The 17698-nt window shown below is 65.6% G+C and carries 21 protein-coding genes, 1 tRNA gene, 1 pseudogene and 1 riboswitch; of the genes and pseudogenes, 11 read left to right on the forward strand and 12 right to left on the reverse strand.

Translation table 11 applies throughout. The annotated features are described in order from the left end of the window. Positions 1-115: 115 nt before the first annotated feature. Positions 116-730: pseudogene (locus SB764_RS11470) on the forward strand (ParB-like protein); the annotation flags it as partial. Between the two features lie 122 nt (positions 731-852). Here SB764_RS11470 and SB764_RS11475 read toward each other — a convergent pair. Both SB764_RS11475 and SB764_RS11480 read right to left on the reverse strand, forming a co-directional pair. Continuing rightward, a complete protein-coding gene (locus SB764_RS11475; RefSeq protein WP_074986728.1) occupies positions 853-1275 on the reverse strand; it encodes a hypothetical protein in 423 nt (140 codons plus the stop codon). A 328-nt stretch (positions 1276-1603) separates the two neighbouring features. Next, complete coding sequence (locus SB764_RS11480) at positions 1604-2521, reverse strand: LysR family transcriptional regulator (protein WP_065059259.1); 918 nt, start codon at positions 2519-2521, stop codon at positions 1604-1606. Between the two features lie 106 nt (positions 2522-2627). On the opposite strand from SB764_RS11480, the gene SB764_RS11485 reads away from it, so the two are divergent. From SB764_RS11485 to SB764_RS11500, 4 genes are all read left to right on the forward strand, one after another. Next, positions 2628-3191: a cytochrome b gene (locus tag SB764_RS11485; protein WP_065059377.1), complete on the forward strand. Its 564-nt coding sequence runs from the start codon at positions 2628-2630 to the stop codon at positions 3189-3191. A gap of 82 nt (positions 3192-3273) precedes the next feature. Further along, positions 3274-3861 (forward strand): YceI family protein, encoded by a 588-nt coding sequence (locus SB764_RS11490; RefSeq protein ID WP_074986791.1) that lies wholly within the window; start codon positions 3274-3276, stop codon positions 3859-3861. A gap of 75 nt (positions 3862-3936) precedes the next feature. After that, on the forward strand, positions 3937-4527 hold the full coding sequence (locus SB764_RS11495) for a YceI family protein (RefSeq protein ID WP_410863595.1): 591 nt from the start codon (positions 3937-3939) through the stop codon (positions 4525-4527). A 228-nt stretch (positions 4528-4755) separates the two neighbouring features. Continuing rightward, positions 4756-5514, forward strand: coding sequence for a hypothetical protein (locus SB764_RS11500; RefSeq protein WP_234774956.1), 759 nt, complete (start codon positions 4756-4758; stop codon positions 5512-5514). Between the two features lie 74 nt (positions 5515-5588). Here SB764_RS11500 and SB764_RS11505 read toward each other — a convergent pair whose 3' ends face one another. From SB764_RS11505 to ydfG, 10 genes are all read right to left on the reverse strand, one after another. Further along, positions 5589-6035, reverse strand: a complete 447-nt coding sequence (locus tag SB764_RS11505; RefSeq protein WP_231957504.1) for a BspC domain-containing protein — start codon at positions 6033-6035, stop codon at positions 5589-5591. Positions 6036-6193: 158 nt separating this feature from the next. Next, a tRNA-Lys gene (locus SB764_RS11510) sits at positions 6194-6269 on the reverse strand. Positions 6270-6493: 224 nt separating this feature from the next. Next, positions 6494-7243, reverse strand: coding sequence for a tol-pal system protein YbgF (gene ybgF, locus SB764_RS11515; RefSeq protein WP_065059257.1), 750 nt, complete (start codon positions 7241-7243; stop codon positions 6494-6496). A gap of 24 nt (positions 7244-7267) precedes the next feature. Next, positions 7268-7777 carry a peptidoglycan-associated lipoprotein Pal gene (gene pal / locus SB764_RS11520; protein WP_065059256.1) on the reverse strand — a complete coding sequence of 170 codons (510 nt, stop codon included), beginning with the start codon at positions 7775-7777 and terminating at the stop codon, positions 7268-7270. An 18-nt stretch (positions 7778-7795) separates the two neighbouring features. Beyond that, on the reverse strand, positions 7796-9088 hold the full coding sequence (tolB, locus tag SB764_RS11525) for a Tol-Pal system beta propeller repeat protein TolB (RefSeq protein WP_065059255.1): 1293 nt from the start codon (positions 9086-9088) through the stop codon (positions 7796-7798). Between the two features lie 123 nt (positions 9089-9211). After that, positions 9212-10216 (reverse strand): cell envelope integrity protein TolA, encoded by a 1005-nt coding sequence (gene tolA, locus SB764_RS11530; RefSeq protein WP_410863598.1) that lies wholly within the window; start codon positions 10214-10216, stop codon positions 9212-9214. Continuing rightward, positions 10213-10659, reverse strand: coding sequence for a protein TolR (gene tolR / locus SB764_RS11535; RefSeq protein WP_065059253.1), 447 nt, complete (start codon positions 10657-10659; stop codon positions 10213-10215). The genes tolA and tolR overlap by 4 nt, the downstream gene beginning before the upstream one ends. 24 nt (positions 10660-10683) lie before the next feature. Next, entirely contained in the window at positions 10684-11361 is a 678-nt protein-coding gene (gene tolQ, locus SB764_RS11540; protein WP_027817805.1) for a protein TolQ, read from the reverse strand. 154 nt (positions 11362-11515) lie between these two features. Then, a complete protein-coding gene (gene ybgC / locus SB764_RS11545; protein WP_065059252.1) occupies positions 11516-12019 on the reverse strand; it encodes a tol-pal system-associated acyl-CoA thioesterase in 504 nt (167 codons plus the stop codon). Between the two features lie 67 nt (positions 12020-12086). After that, positions 12087-12833 (reverse strand): bifunctional NADP-dependent 3-hydroxy acid dehydrogenase/3-hydroxypropionate dehydrogenase YdfG, encoded by a 747-nt coding sequence (ydfG, locus tag SB764_RS11550; RefSeq protein WP_074986727.1) that lies wholly within the window; start codon positions 12831-12833, stop codon positions 12087-12089. Between the two features lie 251 nt (positions 12834-13084). Next, positions 13085-13288, forward strand: a riboswitch (ZMP/ZTP riboswitch). 160 nt (positions 13289-13448) lie between these two features. On the opposite strand from ydfG, the gene glyA reads away from it, so the two are divergent. The 6 genes from glyA to SB764_RS11580 all read left to right on the forward strand — a co-directional run bounded on the left by glyA (position 13449) and on the right by SB764_RS11580 (position 17691). After that, entirely contained in the window at positions 13449-14696 is a 1248-nt protein-coding gene (gene glyA / locus SB764_RS11555) for a serine hydroxymethyltransferase (protein WP_124263255.1), read from the forward strand. Between the two features lie 18 nt (positions 14697-14714). Further along, a complete protein-coding gene (gene nrdR / locus SB764_RS11560; protein WP_028220157.1) occupies positions 14715-15197 on the forward strand; it encodes a transcriptional regulator NrdR in 483 nt (160 codons plus the stop codon). A gap of 205 nt (positions 15198-15402) precedes the next feature. Next, entirely contained in the window at positions 15403-15939 is a 537-nt protein-coding gene (locus tag SB764_RS11565) for a GspH/FimT family pseudopilin (protein WP_065065248.1), read from the forward strand. Further along, positions 15936-16367 (forward strand): hypothetical protein, encoded by a 432-nt coding sequence (locus SB764_RS11570; protein WP_410863601.1) that lies wholly within the window; start codon positions 15936-15938, stop codon positions 16365-16367. Before SB764_RS11565 ends, SB764_RS11570 begins: the two co-directional genes overlap by 4 nt. Continuing rightward, the gene (locus tag SB764_RS11575; RefSeq protein WP_410863602.1) at positions 16364-17170 is read left to right on the forward strand and encodes a PilW family protein; all 807 of its coding nucleotides are present in this window, start codon (positions 16364-16366) and stop codon (positions 17168-17170) included. Before SB764_RS11570 ends, SB764_RS11575 begins: the two co-directional genes overlap by 4 nt. 47 nt (positions 17171-17217) lie before the next feature. Beyond that, entirely contained in the window at positions 17218-17691 is a 474-nt protein-coding gene (locus SB764_RS11580; protein WP_410863603.1) for a hypothetical protein, read from the forward strand. Positions 17692-17698: the final 7 nt, after the last annotated feature.

A 17698-nucleotide genomic window follows, 5' to 3' on the forward strand; every position in this document is an offset into this window, starting at 1 on the left:
CCGCGCGGCTCGTCGCCTCGATTCATGCGCACTGCATATCGGTTCGGTTGTATCGTTGCGCGACGCCCGTTCGCCGCACCCCGTCACCTCAGCACGCCCGATCAGGAGCCCAGCCATGAACCTGCAGAACACGGATCTGCATCTCATCGACGTCAAGCTGGACGAACTGCGTCCGACGCAGCTTACCGTCGGCTTTCGCGAGGTCAACGCCAAGCGCGAGCACTGGGCGTCGCTCGACAAGAAAGGCCGCGCGGCGGCGATCGATTCGCACTGGTTTCCGGCCGTGCTCGGGCCGAAGGGGCGTCACTACGTGGTCGATCATCACCATCTCGGGCTCGCGTGGCTGCACGAGGGCGTGCCGAGCGTGAAGGTCACGGTGCTCAAGGATCTGTCGTGGCTCGACGCCACGATCTTCTGGCGGATGATGGAGCACAACCAGTGGGTGCATCCGTTCGACGCGTCCGGCGAGCGCTGCGATTACGGGAATCTGCCGAAGCAGCTGCTCGGTCTCGCCGACGATCCGTACCGCAGCCTCGCGGGCGAGCTGCGCATGGCAGGCGGCTACGCCAAGGACACCACGCCGTTCAGCGAATTCCTCTGGGCTGACTATCTGCGCCGCAAGGTGTCGGCGGCGCGCGTGCGCAAGGACTTCGACGAGGCGCTCAGCGAGGCGCTCGCCCACGCGCACGATCCGGACGCGCGTTATCTGCCGGGCTGGTCCGGCGTGGTGCCGCCGGCGGCGCAGAGCGCGAAATCCGCGAAAAACGCACAGGCGGTGCGAGTGGCGGAACGCGCGGATATGGCGGCGGGCAAGGGCAAGAAGGCGTCGAAGTAGGGCGTCGGGAGCGCGGCCTACATCGGCAAGGTGGATTTGCTGTAGGGCGACGTTTCGATCACGAGGCCGTCGCGCGCGGCGTTGCGCTCGTTGCTGCGCTTATTGCTGCGTTCATTGCTGCGCTCAGCGTTGCGATCAGCCGCGCGCCGGCTAGCCAGACCGCCGGCAACAAGCGCGAACAGCGCGCTCAACACGTAAGCGGCCGCGCGCGGGAAGAAGGCTTCGACCGGATGACGCTCGCGCCACGGGCCGCCCGCATCGGCGAACACGAGGAAGGTGAGTGCGGCGTCGAAGGCGCACGCGAGCACCATCATGCCGACAAACACGCGCGCGCCGCGCACGCTCAGGTCCGGGCGCATCGCGCGGATAAACCAGCAGACCAGTTGCACGGCGGCAAGCAGGGCGAGATTCGAAACCAGGCAGTAGACGAAGTTATCCATGTGACGTATCGAGCAAGGTCGAACGACGCGCGTGGTGGAACACGGCACCGCGCGGACCGTCGCGGCGCGAGGTCGCGCGCCGCCGGCTTCTGGAGCGGCGCGATCATGGCACGAGGGTCTTTCTCGAAAAATGCGCGGATGAGTGAATTGCCGCGCCCGGTGCGTCGTCCGACGCGCAGTAATGGCCGCGGCGCGCCGCGTGGCGCGGCTCAGGCGGGTTTGTGAAGCTTTGTCAGGTGGGCGGGCGGGTTGTATCGGCGCAACTGGGCGGGCGGCGAAGTCTGCGCGCGACTTCAGCCGACGCTGTCAGCGTATGCCGCCGACGATGTCAGGGCGCATCGGGTAGCGGCGCCTGCGGCGGCGTGCCGTTCGTCAGATATTCGCAGAGCCACAGGGTCGCGGGACCGGCGCCCGTGTCGGTGCGGTGGATCAGCGTGACGTTGTAATTCACCGAGCTGCGGTCCGCGAGCGCGATGCGCACGAGGCGGCCCGCTTCGAGATCGGCTTCCACCAGATGGAGCGGCATCGAACCCCAGCCGAGGCCCGCGAGCAGCAGGCGGTGCTTCGCGCCGAGGTCGCCGAGCTTCCACGCGCGGTTGCTGTACACGCCGAAGGTCTGCCCGACCGTCAGGCGGCTGCGGTCGGTGAGCACGAGTTGCGTGTGCTCGCGCGCGTCGGAAATGCGCACGGGCTGCGCGGCCTGCGCGAGCGGATGACAGGGCGCGGCCACCATCACGAGTTCGACGGTGCCGATCGCGCGCGCCTCGATCACGTGCGGCCAGTTCTGGTTCGGCCCGCTGATGCCGAACGCGCAGTCGCCGTCGAGCACGAGCTTGAGCACGCCGCCGAGCGCCTCCATCGTCAAATTCAGCGCGACGGTGGGGAATTCGCGCGCGAAGGCCTGCAGCGCCTGCACCAGCCGTCCCGACGGAAACATCACGTCCACGGCCACCGAAACTTCGCCTTCCAGTCCGCGCTGCAACCCGGCCGCCTTGGCGTTAAGCTGGCCCATCAGCAGGTCGAGGCGGCGCGCGTCGGCGAGAATCGCGCGGCCCGCCGCCGTGAGTTCGGGCTTGCGCTTGCCGCGCTCGAACAGCGCCACGCCCAGCAGCGCCTCCAGATTCGCGATCGTGTAGCTCACCACCGACTGCGCGCGGTCGAGCTGGCGGGCCGCCGCCGAGAAGCTGCCGGTTTCCGCCACCGCGATCAGCGCGCGCAGTTGTTCGAGGCTCGGAGAGCGGTCCATGGGCGATCTATCGAAAAATTGGATGGTAACGATCCATTTTAGACGATTGTTTGAATAGCTCGCATCGGGGTAAAGTGCGCGTTCCCCGTCAAGGATAACCATGCCGATGAATCGAACCGTCAAGTCCGCCGGCCGCTACAGCGGCGTCGCCATGCTGCTGCACTGGCTGGTCGCCGTGCTGATCGTCTGGGGCTTCGCGCTCGGCTGGATCATGACCGACATTCCCGGCATCACGCCCACCAAGCTGCGCTATTTTTCGTGGCACAAGTGGATCGGCGTGACCGTGCTTGCGCTCGTGCTGGTGCGCCTGATCTGGCGCGCGACGCACGCCGCGCCCGCGCTGCCCGCCTCGACGCCCGCGTGGGAGAAGGGGCTCGCGCATCTCGGCCACTTCCTGCTTTACGTGCTGATGGTGGCGATCCCCGTGACCGGCTATCTGTACAGCTCGGCGGCCGGCATTCAGGTCGTGTATCTCGGCATCTGGCCGCTGCCCACGCTGATCGATCCGGACACCGCGCTCAAGGGCACGCTGCGCCTCGTGCACGTGTCGCTGAACTACACGCTGCTGGCCGTGGTGGCGCTGCACGTGCTCGCGGTCGTGAAGCATCAGTTGCTCGACCGGCAGAACATCCTCGCGCGCATGCTGCCGTTCGGCACGCCGCGCGATTGAACACCCCGTGCGCCGCGCCTCGCGCGCCGCGTCCCTTTTCGACGTCTTTTTCACCGCTTCCAGCGTAAATAGCGAACCGATCATGATCCACCGTCTCGTCCAGAAAGCCTCCGTCGTCGCGCTCGGCGCGGCGCTCGCCGCCGGCGCGGCCTTCACCGCTTCGTTCGCCCTGAACGCGGATGCGGCGCCCGAAGCCGGCAAGAGCACCGTCTCGGCCGTGTTCAAGCAGATGAACGTGCCGGTCGAAGGCAAGTTCAACCACTTCAGCGCCGACGTGCATTTCGATCCGGCCAACGCCGCCGCATCGAGCGCGAAGCTCGACGTCGAGGTCGCGAGCTTCGACCTCGGCTCGCCCGACTACAACAAGGAAGTGGCCGGCGACGAGTGGTTCGACGCAGGCAAATTCCCGCACGCGACCTTCGTCTCCACGCAGATCAAGGCCGGCGCGAACGGCGCGTATTCGGTCGCGGGCAAGCTCACGATCAAGGGCAAGACGACCGACGTCGTCGTGCCGGTGCAGTACCACAAGGACGGCGCGAACCAGGTGTTCGACGGCGCGCTGCCCATCAAGCGCCTCGCGTACAACATCGGCACGGGCGAGTGGAAAGACACCTCGATCGTCGCCGACGACGTGCAGATCAAGTTTCACATCGTGGCCGCCGCGCATTGACGCGCACCGGCTATCCGTTTTCATCGCAAATCGCATTCGCTTCGTCTTAACCCCAGCATCAGGACACACGCTCACATGAAGAACACGATCTTCGCCGCGGCTGCCGCCGCCGCACTCGCCGCCGCCATCGCCACGCCCGCCTTCGCTACGCCGACCACCTACAACCTCGACCCGACGCACACGTACCCGAGCTTCGAGACCGACCACTTCGGCGGCGTCTCGGTGTGGCGCGGCAAGTTCACGAAGAGCTCGGGCACGGTCGTGCTCGACCCGGCTGCGAAGACCGGCACTGTCGACGTGACCATCGACGCATCGTCGATCGACACGGGCAACAAGGCGCTCGACAAGCACGTCAGCTCGGCGGAAATGCTCGACGCAGCCAAGTACCCGACGGCCGTCTACAAGGGCACGTCGATCAAGTACGACGGCGACAAGCCCGTCGAAGTGATCGGCACCTTCACGCTGCACGGCGTGACCAAGCCGCTGAACCTGAAGATCGATTCGTTCAAGTGCTTCCAGAACCCGATGCTCAAGCGTGAAGTGTGCGGCGCCGACGCGACCGCCACGTTCGATCGTTCGGACTACGGCGTGAACTACGGCCAGGCGTATGGCTTCAAGATGGCCACGACGCTGCAGATCCAGGTCGAAGGCATCAAGGCCGACTAAGTTGTTGCCGACTTGAGCCGATGAGCGCGCGTCTCGCGACGCTCATCCAGAGCCGCTGAGGCTCGACGAAAAAGCCCGTGCGCGTGATGCGCGCGGGCTTTTTTCATGGGCGCGGCACGGTCCGTTCGTGCGATGGCGCGACTATGGGATGATCTCGCTTCGTCCGGCGCGGGGCGTGCTGGCCGCGCATCGCCGGGAAATCTCAGGCTCGAAACAGGGGGAAGGGCGATGTCGCGACTCGCATGGACGCGTGCGTGGGTTCGGCGCGCACAGGGCGCGGCGTGCGTTGCTGCATGCGTCGCGGGACTGTGTGCGGTGTTCGGCGCGTCGGCGGTGCAGGCCGCGCCTGTCGTCGAAGCAGGCGACTACATTTTCGTCGAGGGCGGCAGCGGCCACGGCTCGCTGAGCGTGAAGAACGGCCGCTTCAGCATCGAGACGCTGGGCGGGAATTGCCACGAATGTCAGGTCGACGGCAAGATCGTGGGCCGCACCGGCGTCGCGACCGATGGCGAGACCACCTGCCGGATCAGCATGACGGGCGCGAACGGCCAACTGAAACTCGATACCGGCGATTCGGACGCGTGCCGCTCGTTCTGCGGCATGCGCGCGGACTTCCAGGGCGAATACCGCAAGCCGCCCGAGGCGTGCCGCGATGCGGCGCGCGCAACGCGTCTGAAGTCGGCGCGTGCGCTGTATGCGAAGAAGGATTACGCGGGCGCGAGCGCGGCGCTGGGTTCGCTGGTCGGCGAGTGCCAGACGTTCATGAACTGGATCGAGCGGGACAGCGCGCGCAGCGATCTCGCGCTCGCGCAGTATCACCTTGGGCAGAGCGCGCAGTGCGTCGCGACGCTCGCGCAAACCGTCGCGATCCAGAATGGCACGGATGAACTGCCGCCCTGCGACGCCGATAACTATCGCAGCGTCGGCAAGGCGATTCTGTTTAACGAGGCGATGTGCAGGCGCGCCGCGGCGGGCGACAAGCGCTGAGAGCGGCGGTGCGCGATGCGTGCGAATCTTGCGAATCGTTTGATTCGCGTGGATCGCGCAACTGATGAGGCGCGTTAGTGGATCGGCGAATCGCCGCCGTGCGTGCCGTGCGGCGCGAGCGCGACATCGACCACGTGCGTATGCCAGATGCCGCACGTCGCCTTGACGGGCACCCATGCGTACTTGCCGCGCAGTTTCGCGAAGCCGCGCAGGTGAATCAGCGTGTCGATGGGCGAGGCCTGCGGTACCGGGCTCGACGCGCCGTCAGGCAGCGCACCCGCGGGCACCGGGCTTTCGACTTTCGCGGTGAGCGCGCGGCGGTCGGGGACCATCAGCGAATCGTAGCGCGGTGCGCCATGCACCCACTGATCGAGCGCGGCGACGCAGTTCACCACGGCGTCGGGCACCTTCATTCGGCGCAGATATTCGTAGTCTTCGGGCGGGGCTTGAACTTGGGCCTGGACGCGCAGACTGATCCAGAGCAGCGCGAGCATGACGCAGGCGAGAGTCGAGAACTTCATGTTGACGTGGCCTGTGCGGCGGGGGAACGGCGGGGTAGGGAAGTATACACGCTGAGTTGCGCGAGGCTTGCCGGGGAACGCAGGCCGCCGCCATCAGAAAGCGGCCGCGCCAAAGCAAAAAGCCCAGTCGCGAGGACTGGGCTTCTTGTTTCAAGCTTTGGTAGGCCGTACGGGATTCGAACCTGTGACCAACGGATTAAAAGTCCGCTGCTCTACCAGCTGAGCTAACGACCCGAAAGAAGCGGGATTATAGCAGACATCCTATACGTGTCAACCCTGAGCCGAGCGTTCATTCGGCGCTCGGGAGCGCATAAGCAAGACATCCCAAAAGAAAAAGCCCGGAATACAGCGTATTCCGGGCTTTTCGGGGAGTGCGAGAGGCGCGTTTGGCGAACCGGTGGTCGTCGACATCGCAACGACGGCCGCATTCGCTTCACGCTACATCGATCCAGCGGCGCTTACTTGAGCTGTGACAGCTTGCTCTGTGCCGTCTGGGCAACTTCCGAACTGCCGTATTGCGAAACGATCTGTTCGAGCGTGCGCTTGGCCGCAGCCTTTTGCCCCTGCTCCATCTGATTGTTCGCGATCGCCAGCAGCGACTCGGCTGCGCGCGGATGTTGCGGATAGTTCTTGACCACGCCCTGCCACGTCGCCGTCGACCCCTTGTAGTCCTTCAACGCATACAGCGCGTTGCCGAGCCAGTACTGCGCCGTTGGCTGATACGGGCTCTGCGGATACTTGGAGATGAAGCTGCGGAACGACGAAGCGGCCTGCTTGAAGTCACCGTTGCGGAACTGCTGGGAAGCGGAGTTGAACGCATCCATTTCGCCCGGCTGAACGGTACCCTGCACGCCGTCCACGGTCTCTTGCTGCGGCTCGAACTTCTTGAGACGCGTATCGAGATCCGTGTAGTAGTCCTTCTGTTGCTTCGTCAGGGTCGTGAGCTCGTTCGCCAGATCCTCGGTCTGTCCGCGCAACGTGGCGACCTGCTGGTTGAGCTGGTCGATGTGGTTGGACTGATCGAGAATCGTGCGCTGTGCGGCGGACAACTGGCTCGACAGATTGTCGGTCTTGGCGCGCAGGTCGAGAATCGCCTGGCGCGCCTGATCGTCATCGAAGAGACCCGCGTGGGCCGGAATCGCCGCAAAGGCGACGCCGGCCACGCAGGCGGCTGCGGCTACCCGCAGCGGGGAGAAACGGTGCGACATACGCCCCTTCATCCAATGCTCAGATTACTGTTGGTACACGAGGTCGGCACGACGGTTTTGCGCCCACGAGGCTTCGTCGTGACCTTGTGCGACCGGCTTTTCCTTGCCCAGGCTCACAGCTTCCATTTGCGAATCGGGCACGCCCATCAGCGACAGCGCCTTGCGGACAGCTTCAGCACGCTTCTGGCCCAGTGCCAGGTTGTACTCGCTCGTGCCGCGCTCGTCGGTGTTGCCCTGGATCAGGACGTGACGTTCCGGGTGCGTCTTGAGGTACTGGGCGTGAGCCTGGATCACGCTCTGGTAGTCGTCCTTGACTGCGTAGCTGTCGAAGTCGAAGTACACGCTGCGCTTGGCGAGCGGGCTGTTCGGATCGTTCAGCGGGTCGACGTTCACTTGCGCGACGGCGTTCGGGTTCGGCTGCGTGCTCATCGAGCCGGCGTTCGCGTTTTCGTCGGTCTTCGGAGCCGACTTACACGCGGCCAGTGCACCGATCATCAAGACGGCCAGCGCCAGGCGGAATTTGTTCGACATCATTTTTGCTCTCCTGAAGTGTTATTGCATAAAAGGACCCCAGGACGGCTCGCGTACGCTGCCGCCCTGAACGGACAGGATTTGCCGCGTACGACCGTCGGTCGATACAGCAGCCAGCACGCCACGGCCGTTCACCTGAGTGGCGTAAAGAATGTACTGACCGTTCGCCGCGAAGCTGGGCGATTCGTCATGTGTCGTGTCGGTGAGCGCGGTTGCGACGCCGGACTGCAGATCTTGAATGTACAGCTTAAATCCGCCGCCCGTGCGTGAGATGTACGCCAGCTGTTTGCCGTCGGGGCTGACCCGCGGGCTCGTGTTATAGCTGCCGGTGAACGTCACGCGTTGTGCTGCGCCTGCGCTCTCACCCTGTGCGGACATCCTGTAGATTTGCGGCTGGCCGCCGCGGTCGCTCGTGAAGTAAATCGAGCGTCCGTCAGGAGAGAAGGTGGGTTCGGTGTCGATGGTCGTGCCTTGCGTCAGGCGGCGCAAACCGGAGCCGTCGGCATTGACGGCGAAGATCTGCGTGTTGCCCGTGCGCGACAGCGCGACGGCGAGCGTGCGGCCGTCCGGCGACCAGGCCGGTGCCGAGTTGTTGCCCTTTTGGTCCGAGATGATGACGCGCCGCCCCGTAGGCAGGTCATGCACGTAGACGATGGGCTTTTTCTTTTCGAAAGAAACGTAAGCGACCTTGGTGCCGTCGGGCGACCAGGCCGGCGAGATGATCGGCTCGGGGCTGGAGAGCGCGATGTGCGCGTCCTGTCCGTCGGAGTCCGAAATCTGCAACTGATAGCGGCCGCCCGTGCGGATCACGTACGACAGACGCGTGGCGAACACGCCGCGGTCGCCCATCAGCTTCTGATAGATGTAGTCCGCGACCTTGTGCGCGCTCATGCGCAGGCCCGCGGGCGGGCTTTGCAGCACGAGGCCGCCGAGGCTTTCGCCCTTGACGGTGTCGTAGAGCTTGAAGCGCACTTCGTACTGGCCGTTCGGCAGCTTGTTGACGCTGCCCGCGACGAACGCGTTGGCGCCCTTGGCCTTCCAGCCGCCGAGGTCGACCGAGTCGGTTTCCGAGACCGGCGCGCTGCCGGCGTCGACGTTCGTGAATTTGCCGCTGCGCGCGAGGTCGGCGCGCACGATCGCGGCGACCTGCTGCGGCGAATTGGCTTCGCCCGCGAAGGTCGCCGTGGCGATCGGAAACTGGGTGGAGCCCACGCCGGTGACGAGGACGTTGAGTTGGGCGTTCGCGGCGCCGCCCACTGCGATCAGGCAGGAAGCGACGAGGGTACGCAGGCCAATTTTCGTCATCAGACTCATGCTGTGATGTTTCCTGAAAAAGCGATATTTGTCACACCGCGCGACAGCAGACAGACCCGAAAAGCATCGAATCGTTCCTGCCTGCCGCCGCGCGCCAGCGTTTTTGCACTCTGACTTGCGCCGTCAACCCGCCGGGCGCAAGGTAATCTTGAAGCTCGACGGCGTCTTGCCGTCGGTGTCCTGCGGCATCGGGTCCGAGCGCTGGACCGCGCGCAACGCGGCGTCGTCCCAGGACGCATTGCCGCTGCTGCGCGTGACCGTTGCCGAGAGCAGCGTGCCGCTCGGCGAGCAGCGCACCGCGATTTCCGTCTCGAGACCCGACGTGTCGCCGGCCCAGACGATATTCGGACGCACGCGGCGGCGCACCTTGTCGGCATAACCCGGCGTGGCTGCATTGCCGCCCGAACCGCTGCCGGTGCCGCTCTTCGCGAGACCGTTGCCGCTCGTGCCTTCGCCGCCGCCCATCGAGCCTTGCATCTGCGCGATGCGCGCGCGCCGCTCGGCGTCGAGCTTCTTGGCCTGGGCGTCGGCTTGCGCCTTGGCCTTGGCGGCCTTCTCGGCGTCGGCCTTCTTCTGGGCGTCGAGCTTCGCCTGTTTCTGCTGTTGCTCTTCTTCCTGCTGCTTCTTCAGCGCGTCCTGCTGCTGTTGCTGCTGCTTGAGCTTCTCGGCGGCCTGCTGCTGCTGTTCCTGCTGCTGTTGCTTGAGCTTCGCGGCCTTTTGCTGCGCGGCGAGCTGCGCCGCCTGCTGGGCGGCCAGTTGCTGCTGGCGCTTCGCATCGGCTTCCTGCTGCTGCTTGATGCGCTGCTGCTCGGCCAGTTGCGCCTCGCGCGCCGCTTCCTGCTGCTTGCGCTTTTGCTGCTGCAGCGCGATGTCGGCGTCTTCCGTCTGCGGCGGCGGCGGGGCAGGGGCCACCGGCGCGGGCGGCGGCAGCGGCTTCGGCGTCGACAGGTCCGGCACCTCGGTCCAGAGCTCCGCCTCTTCACCCGCCGGCGTGCTGTTTTGCCAGTGGATGCCGTGGTAGAGGAAAAAACCGAGCAGCACGTGCATGACCACGGCGAGCGCTATAGCACGTCCCGTGCCACGCTCGCGCGGAGGCTGCAATGGATAAGTGTCTTTCTTGCCGGTCATTGTGATTTGACGAGCAGTCCGACACGCTTGACGCCATGCGCCTTCAGATCGGACATGACGTTCATCACCGTCTCGTACTTCACGGACTTGTCGGCGGCGATCACGACGGGCTGGTCGGGATGACTCTGCTCGCGGTCGGCGACGAAGCCGTTGAGGTCGGCGCGCGACATGGTTTCCTGCTGCGTGGCGCCCGAGTCGTCCTTATATTTGACGCTCAGATTGCCGTCGGGCCGGATATTGACCACGACGGGTGGAACCTGCTGCTGCTGCGACGCGCCGCCGACGGTCGGCAGATTGACAATGGACGGCGCCACCAGCGGCGCGGTCACCATGAAGATCACGAGCAGCACCAGCATCACGTCGATGTACGGCACGACGTTGATGTCGGCCATCGCGCGGCGCGAGCGGCTGCCTCGCATGCTCGAACGGACTGAGCCTCCCATCTTCGACTCCTTGCTTCGTGAAGATTAGTGGGCCTGACGCTGCAGGATGTTCGAAAACTCTTCGATGAAGGTTTCGAAGCGGATCGCCAGACGGTCGATGTCGTGCGCGTAGCTGTTGTACGCAACGACGGCCGGAATCGCGGCGAACAGACCGATGGCGGTGGCCGTCAGCGCTTCGGCGATGCCGGGCGCGACGTTCGCGAGCGTGGCCTGCTGCACGTTCGCGAGACCGCGGAACGCATTCATGATCCCCCACACGGTGCCGAACAGACCGATGTACGGGCTGACCGAGCCGACCGAGGCGAGGAACGAGAGATTCGCCTCGAGCGCGTCCATTTCGCGCTGGAAGGCCGCGCGCATGGCGCGGCGGGCGCCGTCGAGCACGAGGCTCGGATCGTTCAGACGCTTCTCTTTGGCCTTCAGGAATTCGCGCATGCCCGACTCGAAGATACGCTCGAGCGCGCCGATCGTGTGGCGGTTGTTCGCTGCGCTCTGGTAGAGCGCCTGCAGGTCGCCGCCCGACCAGAAGTCGCGTTCGAAGCGCTCGGTCTGCCGGCGTGCGCGGCGGATGGCGAACCACTTGCGGAAGATGAAGGTCCAGGAGATCAGAGACAGCAACAGGAGAAGTCCCATCACCGCCTGTGCCAGTATGCTCGCATTAAGAACGAGTGAAATGATCGACAGATCTTGTGTAGTGTTCATAGAGGTTCGTTGTAACGTCCCGGAAGGGGCGAGCGGCTGCAAGTCAACGCGAAGCTTCCCGAAGGCAAACGGCAAGGCAGCGCGCCGTCGCGGCCGAACCCAGCTTGGTCCTGCAAAGACCCGCGCGAGTTCACTGGCGTCGTATCAACGGCAATTAAGCGGATGCCGTTGACACGGTTGGTAAGACTTTCTTCATGCCACGCTCCAAAGCCTCGTGAACGTGGTCGGGAATGGCGGTCGCGCGCATGGTGCCGTCGACGCTCGCCACGCAGCCAACGCGGATCTTGCCGGTGGCCAGCAAGGTGTCGCCGCGCCACGCTTCCTGCATGAAATCGACTGACGCGCGGCCGAGCTTGTCGAGGCGGCTCACGATCGTGACGACGTCGTCGAGACGGGCGGGCACCCGGTAGTCGAGCGCGGTGCTGCGCACGACGAAGAGGGCGCCGGTTTCCTCGGCAAGCCTGCGTTGATCAACGCCGCAGGCTCGCAGCCATTCGGTGCGCGCGCGTTCGAAGAACTTCAGGTAGTTCGCGTAGAACACGATGCCGCCGGCGTCGGTGTCTTCGTAGTAGACGCGTATCGGCCATCTAAAACCGGACGCGGCCTCCGAACTTGGGGCCGTACCCGGCTTGCTGGTGGAGATTTCCATGCCGCGCATTCTACCGGAACGTGCGGCGCGAACGCCGTTCGGACGACTGACATACGCAGGAAAATTGAAAGCAAATTTATCCGCGGTGGATACTCAGTCCGGCGAACGATTGCGCGACCGGCATGAGCTCGATCGTATTGATATTGATATGCGCGGGGCGTGTGGCGATCCAGTAGATGGAGTCGGCGATATCTTCAGCCGTGAGCGGCTGTACGTCCTTGTAAACATTGGCGGCTTTGGCGTCGTCGCCGCGGTAGCGCACGTTCGAGAACTCGGTGCCGCCGCACAGGCCGGGCTCGATGTCGGTCACGCGCAGCGCGGTGCCGGCGAGGTCGGCGCGCAGGTTCAGGCTGAACTGGCGCACGAACGCCTTGGTCGCGCCGTAGACGTTGCCGCCCGGGTACGGCCAGCGACCCGCCACCGAACCCAGATTGAAGACGTGGCCGCGGTTGCGCGCCACCATGCCGGGCAGGAAGGCATGCGTGACCTGCACCAGACCGGTGCAATTGGTCTCGATCATGGTTTCCCATTCGTCGAGGTCGGCCTTCTGCGCAGGCTCCACGCCGAGCGCGAGGCCTGCGTTGTTGACGAGCACGTCAACGTCGGCGAATTCGGGCGGCAGCGCGGCGGGCGCGGCTTCCACGGCGGCGCGGTCGCGCACGTCGAGTTCGAAGGGCAGAAGCGCGTCGCCGAGTTCGGCGGCCAGCGCGTCGAGGCGGTCCTTGCGGCGTGCCGTGGCGACGACGCGATGGCCGCCCTTGACAAAGGCCCGCGCGATGGCGGCGCCGAATCCCGCAGATGCGCCGGTGACGAAAACGATCATGGTTGCTCCCTGGTCGGTGGTAGGCGAAGAAAGGGGAAAGCCTACTTCCATTGCGGCGCTGCGGCAAGGAAGGGTCAGAACGCGCGCCAGCCCCGTGTCGGCATGTCGGCGCCATGCCGCGACCGGCTTTGCGCCTGTCTGCGCGGCCGCCTGCGCGCGATAACCGCGATGCGCCTCACCACCGCCGCCGACGCCCGCGCGCGGGTCGCCTCGGTTGCCTATTCCGGGCCGTTCCAATACACTTACGCGCTCAATCCCTGCGTGACTGGCGATAGGGTTCCTGAATGACGGCGCGTGCATGTTTTGCTGCACGCGATGCCGAAAAAGGCGCTGTAAAGGCCGCTGTAACAAGCGCGCGTCATGCTGCGTCTGGCGCGGCTCGATCAGGAACTCAAGGTGGAGCGACCCACCGTGAAGCGCAGGGTGCCGTTTTGCCGTTCGCCTGGGCAGCCGAGATCCGCGCGCTTCAATGAGCGCTGCACGGGCTGTCCTGCCTCGCGTGTGCGGCACCTTCTTCCGCCACGTCAAGGCTGGCCACTTCGCCAGCAGCGCCGCGTACCCGCTACGCGTTCCGCGCGAGACCCGGTCAACCTGAACACACTTAACGGAACCCGTATGTTTGACAGAGCCGAAAGCACCATCGCCAACGTCGATCCCGAACTCTTCGCCGCGATCGAACTCGAGAACCGCCGCCAGGAAGAGCACATCGAGCTCATCGCGTCGGAAAACTACACCTCGCCCGCCGTCATGGCCGCGCAGGGTTCGCAGCTCACCAACAAATACGCCGAAGGCTATCCCGGTAAGCGTTATTACGGCGGCTGCGAAAACGTCGATATCGTCGAGCAACTCGCAATCGACCGCGTCAAGGCGCTGTTCGGCGCCGAAGCCGCCAACGTCCAGCCGAACTCCGGCTCGCAGGCCAACCAGGGCGTGTTCTTCGCCGTCCTGAAGCCGGGCGACACCATCATGGGCATGAGCCTCGCCGAAGGCGGCCACCTCACGCACGGCATGGCGCTCAACATGAGCGGCAAGTGGTTCAACGTCGTGAGCTACGGCCTCGACGCCAACGAAGACATCGACTACGACGCGCTCGAAAAGCGCGCGCACGAAACGAAGCCGAAACTGATCATCGCGGGCGCCTCGGCGTTCGCGCTGCGCATCGACTTCGAACGCATCGCCAAGGTCGCCAAGGCCGTCGGCGCGTACTTCATGGTCGACATGGCGCACTACGCGGGCCTGATCGCCGCGGGCGTCTACCCGAACCCGGTGCCGTTCGCCGACTTCGTCACCACGACCACTCACAAGAGCCTGCGCGGCCCGCGCGGCGGCGTGATCCTGATGAAGGCCGAGCACGAAAAGGCCATCAACTCGGCGATCTTCCCGGGCATTCAGGGCGGTCCGCTGATGCACGTGATCGCGGGCAAGGCCGTGGCGTTCAAGGAAGCCGCGACGCCGGAGTTCAAGACCTATCAGCAGCAAGTGGTCGAGAACGCGCGCGTGCTGGCTGAAACGCTGGTCAAGCGGGGTCTGCGTATTGTTTCGGGCCGCACGGAAAGCCACGTGATGCTGGTCGATCTGCGCGCGAAGAACATCACCGGCAAGGCTGCGGAAGCGGTGCTGGGCGCGGCGCACATCACCGTGAACAAGAACGCGATCCCGAACGATCCGGAAAAGCCGTTCGTGACGAGCGGTATCCGTCTGGGCTCGCCGGCGATGACCACGCGCGGCTTCGGCGTGAAGGAAGCCGAGCAGGTCGGCAATCTGATCGCCGATGTGCTGGACAACCCGGAAGACGCAGCGACGATCGAGCGCGTGAAGGCGCAGGTCTCGGAGCTGACGAAGCGTTTCCCGGTCTACCGTTAAGCCCTGCGTTAAGCCAGTATGCGCTGCCCCTTCTGCCGGCATGAAGACACGCAAGTGGTCGACTCTCGCGTGTCCGAGGACGGCGCCGCGATCCGGCGCCGCCGCCGCTGCCCGGCCTGCGACAAGCGTTTCACGACGTACGAGCGGGTCGAGCTGGCGATGCCGGCGATCGTCAAGAAGGACGGCAGCCGCACGGAATTCGACCGCCGCAAGATCATGGCGAGCATGCAACTGGCGCTGCGCAAGCGGCCCGTTGCGGCCGACGCGATCGACGCGGCGGTCGCCCGTATCGAATATCAACTGCTCGGCAGCGGCGAGCGCGAGGTGCGCAGCGAGCGCCTCGGCGAGCTCGTGATGGGCGAGTTGCGCGAACTCGACAAGGTCGCGTTCGTGCGGTTTGCGTCCGTGTACCGGCGCTTCGAGGACGTCTCCGAATTCGAGGATGTGATCGAGGAATTCCGCCGCGCGAGCGGCGCCGCCACGCCGCCGAAAAAGCGCTGAACGCGCGCGCCTCACCCGTATTGCCCGCCTCGCTGTAACGCCTGCCGTTACTCGCATCGCTTTCTCCCTTTTGTTGCCGCTGTGGTTCGTGATGCTTGCATTGTCGCGAGCCAGACGCGTGCGCAACAGCTAGCCGTTCGGCTAATTGTTCCGGTTTCGTTTCGCCTCTAGAGTGATTGCAATCCCCGAAAAATCAGGATTGCAGATGAAATGTGCCGGCTTCACTTTGCTCGAAACCATGGCCGTGATCGTGCTGTTCGCGATCTGCGTCACCGCGGCCGTGCCTACGTTCGCGGCGTGGCGCATGCGCGACCAGGTCGATGCGCGCGCGAACGCTTTGCTCGGCACTTTCTCCTATGCGCGCAGCGAGGCGATCCGGCGCAAGACGCGCATTACCGTGTGCCGGATCGACGCGGCGCGCCGTTGCCTCGCCACGGGTAAAGCCTGCCCGTCCGGACTCGCCGACTGGTCGTGCGGCTGGGCGGTCGTGGCGGAGCAGGCGGGCGCGAACGTGCTGCTGCGCGCACAGCCGGCGCTCGACGAGATCGCCATTGCTTCCACGCTTACCGCGCTGACTTTCACGCCGCCGGCGGGGCAGACCATCGGCAGCCTGCGTAATTTCGACATCGCGCCGCGCGTGACGACGGCGTCGACGCGCAGCGCCGCCTGGCGCCGTTGCCTGCGGGTGGCGGCGGGCGGTCGTGCGCGTGTGAGCGAGGGTGCGTGCGGCGCGGCGTCATGAGCGGGCGGACCGTCCATCGAGGCCCGCGTGGATCGACGCGTGGCGTGGCCTTGCTCGAAGTCGTTATCGCAATGGCGCTCGTGACGATGTGCGGGCTCGGGCTGCTGAATGCGCAGCTTGGACTCGCGCGGCACGCGGCGGCGTCGGCGGCGCGCACGCGGGCGGCGTTTCTGGCTGACGCGCTCGCCGAAGCCGCGCAGACTGGTGCGCCTGCGTCCGAGCTCTGGAAGTCGCGCGCTTCCACGCTGTTGCCCGATGCGCGCGTCACGGTGACGAGCGCGGGCGGCGTGGCATCGCTTGCAACGCTCATGTGGACGGCCCAGCGCGACGAAGCCGCGCCCGATTCGCAACAGGCCGCTGCGGGATGCGAGGGCAGCGTTGGCGTGCAAGCGCCGCGCAGCTGTCTGTCGCTGGCGTTCGCGAAATGAAGCGCGCGATCCGGCCCAAGCGCAGACGGATGACGGGTGGCCACACGCTGCTCGAATTTACGATTGCGGTCGCGTTGAGTCTCGTCGTGATGGCGGGTGCGCTGGCCGCGTATCGTTCGCAGCGCCAGGCATTCGCGTGGAGCACCGACGCGGCGCGCATCCACGAAGCGGGCGTGAACGCGCTCATGCTGATCGGCGAGCAGATTCAGATGGCGGGCTTCGTATCCGCCGATGCTTCAGACGGGCTCGCCGGGCCGCCGCTGTTCGGCTGCGCAGGAGGGAGAGTCGCGGGCACGGACGCCAATCCGTCCTGCGAAGCGCTGTCCAATCGCTCGGACGGACTTGCGCTGCGTTACCAGGGCGATGGCGAATCCACGTGGCTGTCGGCGAACGGACAGATCACCGATTGCCTCGGCCAGGCCGTCGGCGCCAATGGCAGCGAAGTGCTCAACCGCTTTCACGCGAAGGCGAGCAGTTCGACGGGCGAGCCCGAGCTTTACTGCGAAGGCTCCGGGAAGGTTGGGACCGCGCAACCGTTGGTGGAAGGCGTCGAACGTCTGCGGTTGCGCTACTGGCTTGCCGATGCGGCACAGGCGCTCGACGCCTCGGCGCTTGCGCGCGAACAGTGGAATTCGGTGATCGCGGTCGATCTGTGCGTGCTCGTGCGTGGCGCGCCGCTGGCGCGTCGCACGCGCTATGTCGATTGCGACGGTGCCAGTGTCGCCGCGACAGACGGGCGCGCGCGCCAGGCGTTCTGGCGGCACGTGGCCGTGCGCAACGTGCTTTCGGGATCGTCTTCATGATGCGCGACGCAAACGGCCGCGTTGGGCGCTCTGTGCGTGAGCGCGGTGTGGCGCTTCCCGTCGTCCTCGTGATCGTGTCGACGATGCTCGTCACGTCGGCGGCATGGTTCGAGACGTCGCTGTTCGAGGCGCGCAGCGCGACGGGCATGGCCGACCATTTGCAGGCGTTTCATGCCGCCGATGCCGCGCTTATCGCCTGCACGCGGACGCTGATCGACGGAACGGCTGCCGCGAGCGCGACCCCTGCGCAATCGGGCGAGCCCGCTGGCTGGAAGCGTAGCGACACCTTCGCAGCGCAAGCGGCCACGCCCATTGCGTCATGGCCAGCTTCGGTGCGGCCGCCGCAATGCCTGGTCGAACCGTGGCGCATCGCGACGCGGCCCGAGGCGCGCGCGTATCTCGTCACAGCACGCGGCTACGGTGCCACCGAGAACGCGCAGAGCTGGTTGCAGATGCAGGTCGTGTTCGATGGCACGCGAGTCGAACAACATTGGCGGCGTATCGTGATGCGGCCATTCTGAGGACGCG

The sequence above is a fragment of the Paraburkholderia sp. SIMBA_027 genome (assembly GCF_046535315.1).
Lineage (GTDB): Bacteria > Pseudomonadota > Gammaproteobacteria > Burkholderiales > Burkholderiaceae > Paraburkholderia > Paraburkholderia tropica.

Bases quoted from the DNA above. Each gene is read 5' to 3' on its own strand.
- SB764_RS11475 (WP_074986728.1), bottom strand. From the start codon at position 1,275: ATGGATAACTTCGTCTACTGCCTGGTTTCGAATCTCGCCCTGCTTGCC.
- SB764_RS11480 (WP_065059259.1), bottom strand. From the start codon at position 2,521: ATGGACCGCTCTCCGAGCCTCGAACAACTGCGCGCGCTGATCGCGGTG.
- SB764_RS11485 (WP_065059377.1), top strand. From the start codon at position 2,628: ATGAATCGAACCGTCAAGTCCGCCGGCCGCTACAGCGGCGTCGCCATG.
- SB764_RS11490 (WP_074986791.1), top strand. From the start codon at position 3,274: ATGATCCACCGTCTCGTCCAGAAAGCCTCCGTCGTCGCGCTCGGCGCG.
- SB764_RS11495 (WP_410863595.1), top strand. From the start codon at position 3,937: ATGAAGAACACGATCTTCGCCGCGGCTGCCGCCGCCGCACTCGCCGCC.
- SB764_RS11500 (WP_234774956.1), top strand. From the start codon at position 4,756: ATGTCGCGACTCGCATGGACGCGTGCGTGGGTTCGGCGCGCACAGGGC.
- SB764_RS11505 (WP_231957504.1), bottom strand. From the start codon at position 6,035: ATGAAGTTCTCGACTCTCGCCTGCGTCATGCTCGCGCTGCTCTGGATC.
- ybgF (WP_065059257.1), bottom strand. From the start codon at position 7,243: ATGTCGCACCGTTTCTCCCCGCTGCGGGTAGCCGCAGCCGCCTGCGTG.
- pal (WP_065059256.1), bottom strand. From the start codon at position 7,777: ATGATGTCGAACAAATTCCGCCTGGCGCTGGCCGTCTTGATGATCGGT.
- tolB (WP_065059255.1), bottom strand. From the start codon at position 9,088: ATGAGTCTGATGACGAAAATTGGCCTGCGTACCCTCGTCGCTTCCTGC.
- tolA (WP_410863598.1), bottom strand. From the start codon at position 10,216: ATGACCGGCAAGAAAGACACTTATCCATTGCAGCCTCCGCGCGAGCGT.
- tolR (WP_065059253.1), bottom strand. From the start codon at position 10,659: ATGGGAGGCTCAGTCCGTTCGAGCATGCGAGGCAGCCGCTCGCGCCGC.
- tolQ (WP_027817805.1), bottom strand. From the start codon at position 11,361: ATGAACACTACACAAGATCTGTCGATCATTTCACTCGTTCTTAATGCG.
- ybgC (WP_065059252.1), bottom strand. From the start codon at position 12,019: ATGCGCGGCATGGAAATCTCCACCAGCAAGCCGGGTACGGCCCCAAGT.
- ydfG (WP_074986727.1), bottom strand. From the start codon at position 12,833: ATGATCGTTTTCGTCACCGGCGCATCTGCGGGATTCGGCGCCGCCATC.
- glyA (WP_124263255.1), top strand. From the start codon at position 13,449: ATGTTTGACAGAGCCGAAAGCACCATCGCCAACGTCGATCCCGAACTC.
- nrdR (WP_028220157.1), top strand. From the start codon at position 14,715: ATGCGCTGCCCCTTCTGCCGGCATGAAGACACGCAAGTGGTCGACTCT.
- SB764_RS11565 (WP_065065248.1), top strand. From the start codon at position 15,403: ATGAAATGTGCCGGCTTCACTTTGCTCGAAACCATGGCCGTGATCGTG.
- SB764_RS11570 (WP_410863601.1), top strand. From the start codon at position 15,936: ATGAGCGGGCGGACCGTCCATCGAGGCCCGCGTGGATCGACGCGTGGC.
- SB764_RS11575 (WP_410863602.1), top strand. From the start codon at position 16,364: ATGAAGCGCGCGATCCGGCCCAAGCGCAGACGGATGACGGGTGGCCAC.